At 73.5% G+C, this 13,727-nt stretch carries 14 protein-coding genes; 9 read left to right on the forward strand and 5 right to left on the reverse strand.

Annotated features, from left to right (window positions below; genetic code table 11):
• Window positions 1-30: 30 nt before the first annotated feature.
• The 7 genes from QP089_RS20285 to QP089_RS20315 all read left to right on the forward strand — a co-directional run bounded on the left by QP089_RS20285 (window position 31) and on the right by QP089_RS20315 (window position 6,512).
• Window positions 31-930 (forward strand): LysR family transcriptional regulator, encoded by a 900-nt coding sequence (locus QP089_RS20285; RefSeq protein WP_285913287.1) that lies wholly within the window; start codon window positions 31-33, stop codon window positions 928-930.
• A gap of 344 nt (window positions 931-1,274) precedes the next feature.
• Complete coding sequence (locus QP089_RS20290; protein ID WP_285913288.1) at window positions 1,275-1,547, forward strand: hypothetical protein; 273 nt, start codon at window positions 1,275-1,277, stop codon at window positions 1,545-1,547.
• 62 nt (window positions 1,548-1,609) lie between these two features.
• Window positions 1,610-1,771 (forward strand): hypothetical protein, encoded by a 162-nt coding sequence (locus tag QP089_RS20295; RefSeq protein WP_285913289.1) that lies wholly within the window; start codon window positions 1,610-1,612, stop codon window positions 1,769-1,771.
• A gap of 52 nt (window positions 1,772-1,823) precedes the next feature.
• Window positions 1,824-2,594 (forward strand): MerR family transcriptional regulator, encoded by a 771-nt coding sequence (locus QP089_RS20300; protein WP_285913290.1) that lies wholly within the window; start codon window positions 1,824-1,826, stop codon window positions 2,592-2,594.
• Between the two features lie 57 nt (window positions 2,595-2,651).
• Entirely contained in the window at window positions 2,652-3,560 is a 909-nt protein-coding gene (locus QP089_RS20305) for a serine hydrolase (RefSeq protein WP_285913291.1), read from the forward strand.
• A 50-nt stretch (window positions 3,561-3,610) separates the two neighbouring features.
• Window positions 3,611-5,374, forward strand: a complete 1,764-nt coding sequence (locus QP089_RS20310) for a S9 family peptidase (protein ID WP_285913292.1) — start codon at window positions 3,611-3,613, stop codon at window positions 5,372-5,374.
• Between the two features lie 184 nt (window positions 5,375-5,558).
• Window positions 5,559-6,512: a hypothetical protein gene (locus QP089_RS20315; RefSeq protein WP_285913293.1), complete on the forward strand. Its 954-nt coding sequence runs from the start codon at window positions 5,559-5,561 to the stop codon at window positions 6,510-6,512.
• Here QP089_RS20315 and QP089_RS20320 read toward each other — a convergent pair.
• Entirely contained in the window at window positions 6,509-7,177 is a 669-nt protein-coding gene (locus QP089_RS20320) for a TetR/AcrR family transcriptional regulator (protein WP_285913294.1), read from the reverse strand. The genes QP089_RS20315 and QP089_RS20320 overlap by 4 nt on opposite strands.
• Window positions 7,178-7,270: 93 nt before the next feature.
• Between QP089_RS20320 and QP089_RS20325 the strand changes: the two genes are divergently transcribed.
• Window positions 7,271-7,699, forward strand: a complete 429-nt coding sequence (locus tag QP089_RS20325) for a nuclear transport factor 2 family protein (RefSeq protein WP_285913295.1) — start codon at window positions 7,271-7,273, stop codon at window positions 7,697-7,699.
• A 113-nt stretch (window positions 7,700-7,812) separates the two neighbouring features.
• Here the strand turns inward: QP089_RS20325 and QP089_RS20330 are convergent, their stop codons facing one another.
• A complete protein-coding gene (locus tag QP089_RS20330) occupies window positions 7,813-9,087 on the reverse strand; it encodes an aspartate kinase (RefSeq protein WP_285913296.1) in 1,275 nt (424 codons plus the stop codon).
• Between the two features lie 194 nt (window positions 9,088-9,281).
• On the opposite strand from QP089_RS20330, the gene QP089_RS20335 reads away from it, so the two are divergent.
• The gene (locus QP089_RS20335) at window positions 9,282-10,097 is read left to right on the forward strand and encodes an alpha/beta fold hydrolase (RefSeq protein ID WP_285913297.1); all 816 of its coding nucleotides are present in this window, start codon (window positions 9,282-9,284) and stop codon (window positions 10,095-10,097) included.
• Here QP089_RS20335 and QP089_RS20340 read toward each other — a convergent pair.
• The 3 genes from QP089_RS20340 to QP089_RS20350 all read right to left on the reverse strand — a co-directional run bounded on the left by QP089_RS20340 (window position 10,087) and on the right by QP089_RS20350 (window position 13,693).
• Window positions 10,087-10,989: a TIGR03620 family F420-dependent LLM class oxidoreductase gene (locus QP089_RS20340; protein ID WP_285913298.1), complete on the reverse strand. Its 903-nt coding sequence runs from the start codon at window positions 10,987-10,989 to the stop codon at window positions 10,087-10,089. The genes QP089_RS20335 and QP089_RS20340 overlap by 11 nt on opposite strands.
• Before the next feature lie 94 nt (window positions 10,990-11,083).
• A complete protein-coding gene (locus QP089_RS20345; protein WP_285913299.1) occupies window positions 11,084-11,425 on the reverse strand; it encodes an ArsR/SmtB family transcription factor in 342 nt (113 codons plus the stop codon).
• A 54-nt stretch (window positions 11,426-11,479) separates the two neighbouring features.
• Complete coding sequence (locus QP089_RS20350) at window positions 11,480-13,693, reverse strand: DUF4132 domain-containing protein (RefSeq protein WP_285913300.1); 2,214 nt, start codon at window positions 13,691-13,693, stop codon at window positions 11,480-11,482.
• Between the last annotated feature and the right edge of the window lie 34 nt (window positions 13,694-13,727).

The raw sequence follows: 13,727 nt of genomic DNA on the forward strand, positions 1-13,727 counted from the left end.
TCATCGTCTGAACCGACGAATGGACCGGCCATGCTCGATCTGCACCGGCTGCGGCTGCTGCGCGAACTCAAGCACCGCGGGACGCTCGCGGCCGTCGCGGAGGCGCTGAACTACAGCCCGTCCTCGGTCTCGCAGCAGCTGTCCGTCCTGGAGAAGGAGGCCGGGGTGCGGCTGCTGGAGCCGGTCGGGCGCCGCGTCCGGCTGACCGCGCAGGCCGAGATCCTCGTCGCGCACACCGAGGCCGTGCTGGAGCGCCTCGAACGCGCGGAGGCCGACCTCGCCGCGTCGCTGCGCGACATCACCGGGGTGCTCCGCGTCGCCGCCTTCCAGACCGCCGCGCTCGCCCTCGTCCCCGACGCCCTCACCGCGCTGCGCGACGCCCATCCCGGCCTGCGCGTCGAGGTCGCGCAGCGGGAGCCGGAGAGCGCGCTGCCCGCGCTGGTCGCCCGCGACTTCGACGTGGTCGTCACCGAGGAGTACCCCGGCGAGCCGCATCCCCGGCCGTCCGGCGTCGAGTACGAGGAGCTGGGCGCGGACGAGATCCGGCTGGCCCTGCCCGGCGCCGTCCCGCCGGGCACGCCGCTCCCGGGCCTGGCGGACGTGCCGTGGGTGATGGAGCCCGCCGGGACCGCCGCCCGCGCCTGGGCCACCCGGCTGTGCCGCGACGCCGGATTCGAACCGGACGTCCGGTTCGAGTCCAGCGACCTGCTCCTGCACCTGCGGCTCGTCGAGGGCGGGCACGCCGCCGCGCTGCTCCCCGGGCTCGTCTGGGCGGGCGGCCCGCCGACGGTCGCGCTGGCGCCGCTGCCCGCCGGACGCCGCGTCCGGCGGCTGTTCACCGCCACCCGGCGCGGCGGCGGCGCGCACCCCGCCGTCCGCGCCTTCAGGACCGCGCTGGCGGGGGGTACGAGACCCGCGGACGGCGGCTAGCCTGGGATGGGTGAAGAACGTGTCGCGCTACGGGACGCCGGTGGCCCCTGAAGGCCCCGGTGCGAAGCCCGCAGCGAGGCCGCCGCGCAGGCGATGGCGCTGGTCAGCGGCGCCGAGATGATCGAACTGGAGGCGCCCGGCGGCAGCGGCCCGCACGCGGCCCCCGCCCCGCCGGCTCCCTGAGACTTCCGCACCCCGATCTCCAGAACGCTCCGCCTACGGGAGTTCTGGGGGTGACCCTCACCTTCGGATGGGTGTTCTCCCCGATGGCGATGATTCCGCCCCTGCGGCAGAGTCGTAACTACGGCAGGGGACGAGGATTCCTCGCAGGAAGAAGGCACACGATGTCGAACACGCCGCCCAAGCCCTCGTTGACCACGACCGACCTCGCCGAGATCCTCTTCAGCTCCGGCCTCCAGGCCTCCGACCATCCCAGCGCCGAGCGGGTCCGGGCCGCCGTCGAGGCCCTGTCGCGCGCCTGCGGCGGCGACCCGTCCGCCTGCGCCGCGCGCGTCGCCCAGGAGGCCGGCGACCACCCCGACGCCTACGCGGTCCGGATGCGGTGGGCGCTCGACACCGTCCTGGACGCCTACGGCGACCTGACCACCGCGGCCTGACCACCCGTCGGGGTTACCGGGCGCGGGTCCCGGGAACCGCACCGACAACAGGGAGGGATCCGATGCGCACCACAGCGGCGCGTTCGCGCTTCACCGAAAGGCGGGAGGACATCGTCCCCCGCACGCTCCGCGACCTGCTGGCGACCGAGGTCGCGCCGCGGGTCCCCGGCGACGGCCGGCGGCGGCGCAGACGCCGGACCACGGCCGTCCGGCGCGTCACCTAGCGGCGCTCCGGGCCGGAGCCGGTCGCGTGTCGTGGCGAACTATGCTTCTCCCGTGACCGAACAGCCGGCGGACGAGCAGGGCGGCCCCGCCGCGGGCGCGGGCCGCGAGTACCGGATCGGCGAGCTCGCCCGCGCCGCCGGCGTCCCCGTCCGGACCCTGCGCTACTACCAGGAACGCAAGCTGCTGCCGCCGCCCCGGCGCGCGGGCCGCATCGGGCTGTACTCCGAGGACCACCTCGCCCGCCTCCGCATGATCGGCAACCTGCTGGAGCGCGGCCACACCCTTGAGGGCATCCGCGAGCTGCTGTCGGCGTGGGAGCAGGGCCGCGACATCGGCACCGTCCTCGGGGTGGAGAAGGTGGCCACGGCGCCGTGGTCGCACGAGGTCCCCGTCACGATGACGCTGGCCGAGCTGGCCGCGCTGTTCCCCGGCGAGGTCGGCCCCGAGTCGGTCGAGCGGGCGCTGGCGTCCGGGGCCATCGAGGTGGACGGCGACCGCGTCACGCACTGGAGCCGCCGCCAGCTGGAGGCGACCGTCGCGCTGGTCCGCGCGGGCGTGCCGCTCGCGGAGGTGCTGTCGGCCGGGCAGCGGCTCCAGGAGAGCATGGACGAGCTGGCCGCGATGTTCGTCCGGCTGATCGCCGACCACGTGATCGGCGACGTCCAGGCGCAGGACCTCGGCGACCTCACCGACACCCTCGCCCGGCTGCGGCCCGGCGCCCAGGTCACCGTCGAGGCGGGCTTCGCCCGCGCGATGGACCGGCAGGTCCGCGCCGCGATCGACCAGCTCCTCGGCCGCCTCACCTCCAGCGACAGTATGTGAGCGCGCCATTGCGTGTCGTGACGGTCGCGCGCGCCTGCTGATCAATACCGTGGGCGGATGCCCGGACCTCTGCCGCGCGCCCTGGCCGCCGCGGCCCTCGCCGCCTGCTCGGTGTTGCCCGCCGTCCCCGCCCGCGCGGCGCAGGCGCCGGTGTGCGCCTCGGCGAAGCATCCGCTGCTGGCGAAGAGGCTCGGCCACCGGATCGCGAGCGCGCTGGAGGGCCGGACCGGCACCGAATCGGTCGCCGTGTACGACCGGAAGCGCGGCATCCGCTGCGGCGTCCTCGCCGGGCGGCGCTACGACTCGGCGAGTATCGTGAAGGCGACCGTCCTCGCCGCCCTGCTGCGGCAGGCCGCCGAGGAGCACCGCCCGCTCGGCGCGTCCGAGACGAGCCTCGCCGCCAGGATGATCACCTGGTCGGACAACCGCGCCGCGTCCGCGCTGTGGCGGTCCGTCGGCCCCGCCCGCATCACCCGCTTCATACAGCGGGCCGGGATGACGCGCACCGCGCTCGACCCGGACGGCCACTGGGGGCTCACCCAGACCACGGCCGCCGACCAGATCACGCTGCTGCGGCGCCTCACCACGCACAACCGGCTGCTCACCGACAAGGCCCGCGCGTACGAGCTGGGCCTCATGCACCAGGTGATCCCGGCGCAGCGCTGGGGCACCACCGCCGGCACGCCCGCCGGCGTCACCTGGCACGTCAAGAACGGCTGGCTCCCCCGGCAGGGCAAGGACTGGCGCGTGCACAGCATCGGCGCGTTCACCGGCCACGGCGAGAACTACCTGATCGCCGTCCTCACCCAGTCCACCCCGACCATGGCGTACGGCGTCGAGACCATCGAGAGCGTCGCCCGCGCCGTGCACGGCGACCTCGCCCCCGGCACCCGCGCGCCGCTGCCCGGCGGCCTGCCGGACGGCACCGCCGAGACCTCCGACGGCTCCGCCCCCGCGGACGCCTGAGGACCCCGCGGATGGACGACCGGCCGGGGACCGGCGGCGATACTGGGGGGATGGTCGACGACGAACGCTGGAAGGCGCGGTTCCGCGCCGCCCGGATCAGCCTTCCCCGCTGGGCGCGCGACGCCCCGAACCGCAGCATCTACCGCTCCAACGCCACCGGCACCTGGGAGATCTACGCCTGGGACCGCGGCACCGGCGACCGGCGGCAGGTGACCGACCGGCCCAACGGCACGTGGATGGGCACCGTCGACCCCACCGGCGAATATGTCTGGTGGTTCGCCGACACCGACGGCGACGAGTTCGGCGTCTGGCGGCGCGTCCCGTTCGGCGGCGGCGAGGACGCCCCCGCCGTCCCCGGCCTGGAGCCGTCCTACCCGGGCGGGCTGGCGCTCGGCGCGAGCGGCCTCGCCGTGGTCGGCAGCACCGGCGAGGACGGCAACACCGTGCACCTGTGCCGCCCCGGCTCCGCGCCCGAGGTGCTCTACCACCACGCCGAGGACGCGCACGTCGCCGCCCTCACCCGCGACGAGTCGCTCGTCGCGATCGGGCACAGCGAGCACGGCGACAGCCGCCACATGGCGCTGCGCGTCGTCCGCCCGGACGGCTCCACCGTCGCCGACCTGTGGGACGGGCCCGGCAAGGGCGTCTACGGCATGGGGTTCGCGCCCGTGCACGGCGACACCCGCCTGCTCGTCGGGCACGAGCGCCGCGGCCGCGACGAGATCCTCGTCTGGGACCCGGTCGCCGGCACCGAGCGGGAGATCGTCCTCGACCTGCCCGGCGAGATCGGCGCCGGCTGGTACCCCGACGGGTCCGCGCTGCTGATCTCCCACAACCACGAGGCCCGCGACGAGCTGTACCGGTACGGCCTCGCCGACGGGTCCCTCACCCGCATCGACACGCCGCGCGGCGTGATCGGCGGCGCCGACGTCCGGCCCGACGGCACGATCGAGTTCTCCTGGTCGTCGGCCGCCGAACCGCCGGTGATCCGCTCGACGTCCGGCGCGGTCGTGCTGACCCCGCCCGGCCCTGCGGCGCCGTCGTCCGTCCCCGTCGAGGACGCGTGGGTCGACGGCCCGGGCGGGCGCATCCACGCGCTGGTCAGCAAGCCGGACGGCGACCGCCCGTACCCGACGGTGTTCGACGTCCACGGCGGCCCCACCGCGCAGGACGACGACTCGTTCGCCCCGGCCGCCGCCGCGTGGGTCGACCACGGCTTCGCCGTCGTCCGGGTGAACTACCGCGGCTCCACCGGCTACGGCTCGCAGTGGCGCGACGCGATCGAGGGACGGGTCGGGCTCACCGAACTCGAGGACATCAAGGCCGTCCGCGACTGGGCCGTCTCCAGCGGCCTCGCCGACCCGGACCGTCTCGTGCTGACCGGCGGGTCGTGGGGCGGATACCTCACCCTCCTCGGCATCGGCACCCAGCCGGACGACTGGAGCGTCGCGGTCGCCTCCGTGCCCGTCGCCGACTACGTCGCCGCCTACGAGGACGAGATGGAGGGCCTGCAGGCGTTCGACCGCTCGCTGTTCGGCGGCTCGCCCGACGAGGTCCCGGACCGCTACCGCGAATCGTCCCCGATCACCTACGTCGAGAAGGTGAAGGCACCGGTGCTGATCCTGGCCGGCGAGAACGACCCGCGCTGCCCCATCCGGCAGATCGACAACTACCTCGCCCGCCTCGGCGAACTCGGCCTCCCGCACGAGACGTACCGCTACGACGCCGGCCACGGCTCCCTGGTCGTCGAGGAGCGCATCACCCAGATGTCGGCCGAAATGGACTTCGCCAGGAAATACCTGGGTATGTCATAACCCTGTCGCGGGGACGGGCGTCGCCCCGCCCGTCCCCGCGTTTACAAGATCGACGACCCGGGCATCCCTCCGATCGGCCGCCATCGCGCGTGCCATGCGAGCCGGTCACCGACCGGCGGCCCCCCGGCGCGGCGGCGCGCTCGACCGCCGCTCTCCGCGCGGAGAGCCGAACCGGGGGGACCGCATGAACCGGCCGCACGCCGCCCGCACGCCCGCGCCCGCATCCGTGCCCGCCTCGGTGCCGCACTGCCCGCGCGGGCGCCGAAAACCCGCGTCCGCCGCGCTGACCACCCTGCTCGCGACCGCCGCCGCGCTCGTCGCCACCACCCAGCCCCCGGCCGGGGCCGCCACGCCGTCGCCCGCCCCGTCCTCGTCCCACCCGCCGCTGGCGCCCGGCCGCCCGCCCGCGCCTCCCCCGGACGACGAGGCCCAGCTCCGCAAGCCGTCTCCAACGGAATCACCGGCCACGCAACCGGCGGACCCGCGAGACGTGCTGCCGGGGACGCTGGCCGGGCTCGCACCATCCGCCGCGTCCACCGGCGTGGGCGGCGTGCTGCCCCCACTCGACGGCCCGGCGCCCGCGGCCTCGCCCGCCCCGCCGAGCAGCCCCGCACCACAGACCGGACCGGAAGACGAGACCGGTCCGCCCGAGACTCCGCGGGACGAGCCCGTCCCGGACGCGGCGGAGGGCGTGGTTTCGAGCGTCCTCACCGCGGTCCTGCCGGATCTGCCGGACCTGCCGAAATCGGTGCGGCTGCGGCAGGAATTCGCCACGGGCCTGCTGCGGGCCAGCGGGATCGGATGGCGGTCCACCGGGAACTGCTCGGACCGCAACCGGACGACCTGCACCTCGTTCGACGGCCTGCGCTGGGGCACGTTGAAGGGGCTGCTCGACTTCCGGGCCGCGAGCGGCTGCCCGATCACGGTGACGGGCGGGACGGAGCGGGGCCACTCGGGCGGCCCCCGCAGCCACGCCGCCGGCTACAAGCTCGACATCGCGACGGGCCGGTGCGTGGACGCGGCGATCAGGCGCTACCCGTACCAGGGGGTGCGGGGCGACGGGGCGCGGCTGTACCGGTCACCGGACGGCACGCTGTTCGCCCGCGAGAAGGACCACTGGGACATCACGTTCCCCTAGGCGCGGACTTCGCGGATGATGCCGACGAGCTCGCGGGTGACCGACTTGAAGCCGGGCAGGCGCGACATGGAGACCATCCGGTCGACCAGCGGGACGGTCCGCTCGACGAGCAGGTAGGTCTTGCGGCAGCCGGGGGAGCTGTCGTGCACCCAGTACAGCACGATGCCCATCGAGTAGATCCACAGCAGCTCCGGCAGCTCCTTGCGGAACTCCTTGTCGATCTTCAGGTCGGAGCCCTCGACGACCTCGCGGTAGATCGCGACCGCGGAGTCGCGGGCGGGGCCGGACTCGGCGCTGAACGGGTTGAGCGGGCTGGTGGGCTCGGCGGCGAACTTGAAGAACTTCCCGGCGAACTCGTGGTAGGGGACCATCGTGTCGACGCGGGCCTTGAGGACGCCGAGGAGGCGGGGCGCGAACCGGGTCTCGGTGGCGAGGACGGCGCGGCAGGCGGCGAGGTGCTCGTCCTGCAGCTCGTCGTAGTACGCCTGGATCAGTTCTTCCTTGGACCCGTAGTAATAGTAGGCGTTGCCGACCGAGACGCCGGCCTCCTTGGCGATCGCGCGCATCGTCGTCGCCTCGTAGCCTCGCTCCCGGAACAGCCGCAGCGCGGTCTGGACGATCAGGGCCCGCGTCTGCTCGGACTTCACCGCCTTCGTCTCGGTCACGCATGCCACCCTACGGCCCGCACCCGTCGTCCTGCGCCCGCCGCGAACGGCACGCGACCGCAACCTCCGCGGCCTCCCCGGGGTTCCCGCACCGTGACCGACACATGGGACGCGCTCCAGCGCTACTACGCCGCCGAAACCGCCTACCTGGCCGCGGGCGGCCCAGGAAAGGCCGACTTCTCGCCGATGGCCGCCCACCTGGCGCCGGACGTCGTGATGTACCAGGCCGAGAGCCTGCCCTACGGCGGGACGTGGCGCGGGCACGACGGCATGGAGCGGTTCATGGCCTCGATGAGCGAGGCGTGGACGGACCTGACGTTCCTCGACCAGCACCACGCCGCCGACGGCGGCACGGTCGCGGTCCTCAACCGCTGCGCCTTCCGGGCCCGCGCGACCGGCCGCGAACTGGAGACGTCCGTGCTGCAGTGGATCACGGTGCGGGACGGGCGGGTCACCGAGTTCCGGCCGTTCTACCTGGACACGGCCGCGGTGCTCGACGCGCTGGGAGCCGTCAGCGTGTGAGGGCCGCGGGCGCCCGCGCGACCCACGACCGCGCGTCCGGCTCCGGAAAACGACGGCGCGGGCCGCACGGATCGTCCGTGCGGCCCGCGGCCGGGCGTCGGTGAAGGACCGGGTCAGCGGCCGGTGCCGCCGTAGACGACCGCCTCGACCTGGTCGACGTCGAGGTCGAAGGCGTGGTGCGCGGCGGCGACCGCGGTGTCCACGTCGTCCTGGGCGACCACGACGGAGATCCGGATCTCCGAGGTGGAGATCATCTCGATGTTCACCCCGGCGTCGGCGATCGCGGCGAAGAACGTCGCGGTGACGCCCGGGTGCGAGCGCATCCCGGCGCCGATCAGCGACACCTTGCCGATCCGGTCGTCGTAGCGCAGCGCCTCGAACCCGATCCGCTCCTTCAGCTTGTTCAGCGCGGTCAGCGCGGACTGCCCGTCGCTGGCCGGCAGCGTGAAGGAGATGTCGGTGCGCCCGGTGGACGCCGCCGACACGTTCTGCACGATCATGTCGATGTTGATCTCGGCCTCGGACAGCACCGTGAAGATCGTCGCGGCCTCGCCGACCTTGTCGGGCACCCCGACCACGGTGATCTTGGCCTCGCTCCGGTCGTGCGCGACCCCGGAGATGATCGCCTGCTCCATGTCCTGCCCTTCGATCTCGCTGCTGTCGACGACCCACGTCCCCTCCTTCTGGGAGAACGAGGACCGCACGTGGATCGGGATGTTGTACCGGCGCGCGTACTCCACGCAGCGCAGGTGCAGGATCTTCGCGCCGGTCGCCGCCATCTCCAGCATCTCCTCGTAGGAGATCTTCGGGATCTTGCGGGCGGCCGGGACGATGCGCGGGTCGGCGGTGAAGACGCCGTCGACGTCGGAGTAGATCTCGCAGACGTCGGCGTCCAGCGCCGCCGCGAGCGCCACCGCGGTGGTGTCGGAGCCGCCGCGGCCGAGCGTGGTGATGTCCTTGGTGCCCTGCGAGACGCCCTGGAAGCCGGCCACGATGCAGACCGCGTTCTCGTCGAGCGCGCTGCGGATCCGCCCCGGCGTCACGTCGATGATCTTGGCTTTCCCGTGGGTGCCGTCGGTGATGACCCCCGCCTGGGAGCCGGTGAACGAGCGGGCCTCGTGGCCCAGGTTCGCGATGGCCATGGCCAGCAGCGCCATCGACATCCGCTCGCCCGCGGTGAGCAGCATGTCCAGCTCGCGGGCCGGCGGGAGGGGGCTGACCTGCTTGGCCATATCGATGAGGTCATCCGTCGTGTCGCCCATGGCGGAGACCACGACGACGACGTCGTTGCCCGCCTTCTTGGTCGCGACGATGCGCTGGGCGACCCGCTTGACGCACTCGGCGTCGGCGACGGAGGAGCCACCGTACTTCTGCACGACAAGAGCCACGGGTGGGCGCTCCTCGGATCGGGGTCAGGCGTACTGACCGATGAGTCTACCGAGGCCGCGCCACCGGATTACGAGCAGGTAACTGCCACGCCCCCGGCGGCCCCCACGTCATCGGCGGCATTACCTCCCACGTCATCGCCGCGGACGGCCCGGCCCGGCCATGATCGTCACAACGCCGACGGCAAGGAGCCGAGATGTTCTTCGAGACCCGCGACGGGACCCGCCTCTCCTACGAGGACTACGGGCAGGGCCACCCGGTCGTCTTCGTCACCAGCGCGATGCTGAACACCGGCATGTGGGAGTACCAGATCCCGTTCTTCACCGAGCACGGCTACCGCTGCCTCACCTTCGACCGGCGCGGCCACGGCCGCTCGGACCGGCCGTCCGGCGGCTACGACGTCGACACCCTCGCCGACGACCTGGCCGCGTTCCTGGAGCACCTCGACCTGCGCGACGTGATCCTGGTCGGGCACTCGACCGGCGGCGCCGAGATCGCCCGCTACCTGGCCCGGCACGGCGAGGACCGCGTCCAGCGGGTCGCGTTCGTCTCGGCGGTCCTGCCGTTCCTGCGGCAGACCGAGGACAACCCCGAGGGCGTCCCGCAGGAGCTGTTCGACGGGCTGATCGCGATGATCCGCGCCGACCGGCCGAAGTGGCTCACCATGCAGTCGCAGCTGTTCTTCGCCACCCAGCTCGGCAACGACGTCCACCCCGCCACCATCGACTGGATGATCCGGATGTGCCTGGACGCCGCGCCCTGGGCCGTCCTGGAGGTGCAGAAGACGGTCTACCACGCCGACAACCGCGAGGCGCTGCGGAACATCACCGTGCCGTGCCTGGTGGTCCACGGCGACGCCGACTTCTCCGCGCCCGTGGAGGCCACCGGCCGCCGCACCGCCGCGCTGGTGCCCGGCGCCGTCTACAAGGAGTACCCCGCCGCCGGGCACGGGCTGTTCGTCAGCCACAAGGACCGGCTGAACGGCGACCTGCTGGAGTTCTTCAAGTCCTGACGGCGGCCTTCTGCGGCAGCAGGGCCTCGGCCAGGCGGCGCCAGTGCGGCATCGCGGGCCGGCCGGGGCCGGTGCCGATGACCTGGACGCCGACGTGGTCCGCTCCGGCGTCCAGGTGGGCGTGCAGCTTTCCGGCGATGGTGTCGAGGTCGCCCCAGACCACCAGGTCGTCGACGAGGCGGTCGCTGCCCCGGCCGTTGTCGATGTCGTCCTCGGTGTAGCCGAGGCGGAGGAACTTGGCGACGTTGTACTTCTCGGTGAAGTAGCCGTGCAGGTGCTCGCGGGCGATCTCGCGGGCCCTGCCCGGGTCGCTCTCGAAGAGCACCGCCTGCTCGACGCCGAGGAACGGGCCGTCGCCGAGCACCTCGCGCGCCTGCGCCGTGTGCCGCACCGTCACGTGGTAGGTGTGGGCGCCCGCGGCGCGGTCGCGGCCCACCGCCAGCATCTTCGGCCCGTACGCCGCCACGATGCGGCGCACCGGCGTCCGCGGCGCGGGGTTCGCGCTGGTCGTGGCGTCCATCTCGTCGAGGTAGTCGTTCATCGCGCGCAGCGGCTGCGTGCCGGGCTCCGGTTCCCCGCCGAGGCCGAGGCCGAGCACGTGGCGGCCGGGGTAGGCGTCGGCCAGCAGCACCGCCGCGCCCTGGGTCCAGCGCGCTCCCCGCGCCGGGATCCGCGCGATGCCGTTGACGACCGTGATGCGCTCGGTGGACGCCAGCAGGAACCCGGCGTGCGTCATGGCCTCGCGGCCGTCCCGTTCGGGGATCCAGATGGCGGGCCAGCCGAGGCCCTCCAGCTCCTGGACGGAGTCGCGGATCGCGCCGGCCGGCTGCTCCTCGAAGTCGAACGTCCAGACGCCGAAGCGTCCGAGGTCCCGTCCGTCGATGGCGCCCATGTCATCCTCCCGTGTTCTCGTGTCGATGATTCGAAGTATCGCAGAATCTCGATATGAGATGCAAGCGGCCGGCGGCCGTCCGGCGGGCGGGGGTTCAGAGCGAGCGGCCGAGCGCCGCGACCAACCAGGCGATGCGGTCCTCGTCGCGCTTGTAGTGCGTCCACTTCCCGACGCGGGTGGACCGGACGAGCCCGGCGCGTTCGAGCGCGGCCATGTACGCCGACACCGTCGACTGCGCGAGCCCGACCTTGGCCTGGATGTGGCTGACGCAGATGCCGACCTCGACCGGGTCGGCGATCGCCTCCTCGATCGGGAAATGGCGCTCCGGCTCCCGCAGCCACTGCAGCAGTTGCAGCCGCACGGGATTGGCCAGCGCCTTGAAGACGTCCAGCAACTCGGCTGAGACGTCCTGCGAGGGGTGCGCGTTCGTCGTCATGGGCTCTCTGGGACCCGAGTCTACCGCGACGTTTCGCAGAACATCGATATGACGTCAGGACGCGGCGCCGGCCAGCTCGGCCAGCACCTCCGAGGCCGTCACCGGGTGCAGGTCGCCGAACGGCCGCCGCCCCTCGCGGCGCACCGAGTCGCCGGTCTCCGCGCGGTCGTCGAGCCAGATGACCTCCAGCTGCTGCTCACCGGCGAGATCCGGGTCGATGGAGAGCCCCGGATCCAGGTGGACGTTGACGTACAAGCCGCCGGGCACCGCGCGGTACATGCTGTGCTGGATCCCGGCGTCCATGGGGCCGCCGCGCCGCCAGCCGCGCCGTTCCAGCGCGAGCACGGCGGTGGGGGTGATGGCGGCGCCCTCGTACCGTCCCAGCCGGCGGGCGGCGCGCTCGGCATCGGTCAGCGTGTGCACCGGGCGGTCGAGCTGCGGGAACGGCTGCAGGATCGCGTAATCGGCGAACAGCTCCGACCATGCCTCGCGCATCTCGCCCAGCTCCAGCGGGTGCGGGATGCCGATGGCCGCCGACTCCGGCAGGGTCAGCACCTCGTCGGCGGCGTCGGCGAACGTCCGGTCCTCGGCCACGCGGAACGCCGTCGCCTTCCCGCCGTCCTCGGCCGTCCACACCAGCCGCCGGGCGATGTGCCAGATCAGCGGATGCTCCACGAACAGGCGGCGGAACTCGCCGGCCGTCCATCGGCGCCGCGTCACCATCGCCGACTCCAGCCGGTGGATCTGGTCGGCGGCGACCGTCCGCACGTCCTTCTTCAGCGCGGCGAACCGCTTGTAGGCGGCGGGCGCCAGCTCCGGATCGTCCTTCACGCCCGGTTTCGGCAGCGCCTTGCGGCGGGCGCCGTCCTCGTCGGACACCTGCGGCCTGAGCTGCTCGTCGAAGCCGACGGCGAAGCGGCGCGGCCCGTAGTCCAGGACGAGCCCGCCGCCGGCGTCCAGCCCGAAGTCGGGGACCAGCCGGTCGCCGAGCTGCTCGGCCGTCAGGCCCAGCCCGTCGGCGACCTCCTGGATCTTGTCCTGCGCGCGCGCCCTCAGCCCCTTGAACCTCACCTTCTGCGCGATGCCGTGCAGCTGCATCAATGCCACGTCGGTGCCGATCGCCGCCAGGACGTCCAGGCCCGCGACCGCCTTGGAGTGCCCGCCGTGCCCCGGCCACGCGCGGATCAGCGGCGCGAGCCGGCGGGCGGTCCCGTCGTCGCCGAGCCAGCCGAGCTGCGCCAGCGCCCAGCCGTCCTTGGCCGGTGCCTCGTTGCGCCGCCACTGCTCGAACAGCGCCCATGCGAACTCCGCCAGCGGCTCCGGATCGCACGCCTGCTTGACGATCCCGACGCCCGCATACACCTCGTCGTTCGTCGACATGGCCAGCATCGTCAGCAGATGCCGGACGGCCGCGACGGGCAGCGCGTCATCGCGTCCACGCAGCCTGATCTGCGGCAACGACTCCGGGACGGCCCACTCGCCCACCACCGGAATGCGTTGCGGCAGCAGTTCCAGCGGATCCACCGCGACGATCGCTCGCAGGGCGTCCGCCACGTCGTCACCGTGCGCGCGCGCCGCCGCCTTCACGACCTCGTCATTACCGTGCTTCCCGGCCACCAGGCGCAGCGCGTCCTCGGCCTCTCTCCGCGCCGGGCCGGGCTTGCCCAGCGCGGCCGGGACCAGCAGCGGCACCGCGTCCACGCCGTGCCGGTCGAACCAGGCGAGCGCGGTCTTGCGGCCCCGCTTCGGCTTGGCCAGGCACGCGGCCATCAACCGCGCCATTCCGGCGTCCAGGAACGGCAGCGCCCGGTCGGCCAGCCCCGCCGGGTCCTCCTGGGCCACCCACAGCGCGACCGGCAGCGCGTCCACCCCGAACCGGGCCACGACCGGCCGCAGCCACATCTCGGCCTCCCACAGCTGCGGCTTCCAGCCCGCCAGCCACGGCCGCACCTTCTCCACCGGCCCGTACGTGAGGACGCCCAACCCGTAGCCGTAGGCGCGGCCGCTGCGGAACTCCTCGACCAGCGCGTCCCAGTCGTCGCCGGCCGGGACCTGGTGCCGCTCGTCGGTCTTCGCCCACTCCTCCCGCTCGCCCGGCTGCCACCGCATCGCGGGCTCGGCGGGCGGCACGAGGCCCTCGACGACGACGGGCTTCGCCGCCTCGGCGTCCCGCAGCCACGGCGGATCGGCCAGCGGGCCCGGCAGCGCCTCCACCGGAGCGTCCGGAAGGATCAGGACGTCCTCGTCCGGAACCGGAAGATCATCCATATCGCCCACCGTAGGGCAGCCCTCCGGCACGCAC

The sequence above is a fragment of the Actinomadura opuntiae genome (assembly GCF_030283205.1).
Lineage (GTDB): Bacteria > Actinomycetota > Actinomycetes > Streptosporangiales > Streptosporangiaceae > Spirillospora.

Coding starts and splice junctions, on each gene's coding strand:
- QP089_RS20285 (WP_285913287.1), top strand. CDS start 31: ATGCTCGATCTGCACCGGCTGCGGCTGCTGCGCGAACTCAAGCACCGC.
- QP089_RS20290 (WP_285913288.1), top strand. CDS start 1,275: ATGTCGAACACGCCGCCCAAGCCCTCGTTGACCACGACCGACCTCGCC.
- QP089_RS20295 (WP_285913289.1), top strand. CDS start 1,610: ATGCGCACCACAGCGGCGCGTTCGCGCTTCACCGAAAGGCGGGAGGAC.
- QP089_RS20305 (WP_285913291.1), top strand. CDS start 2,652: ATGCCCGGACCTCTGCCGCGCGCCCTGGCCGCCGCGGCCCTCGCCGCC.
- QP089_RS20310 (WP_285913292.1), top strand. CDS start 3,611: ATGGTCGACGACGAACGCTGGAAGGCGCGGTTCCGCGCCGCCCGGATC.
- QP089_RS20315 (WP_285913293.1), top strand. CDS start 5,559: ATGAACCGGCCGCACGCCGCCCGCACGCCCGCGCCCGCATCCGTGCCC.
- QP089_RS20335 (WP_285913297.1), top strand. CDS start 9,282: ATGTTCTTCGAGACCCGCGACGGGACCCGCCTCTCCTACGAGGACTAC.
- QP089_RS20340 (WP_285913298.1), bottom strand. CDS start 10,989: ATGGGCGCCATCGACGGACGGGACCTCGGACGCTTCGGCGTCTGGACG.
- QP089_RS20345 (WP_285913299.1), bottom strand. CDS start 11,425: ATGACGACGAACGCGCACCCCTCGCAGGACGTCTCAGCCGAGTTGCTG.
- QP089_RS20350 (WP_285913300.1), bottom strand. CDS start 13,693: ATGGATGATCTTCCGGTTCCGGACGAGGACGTCCTGATCCTTCCGGAC.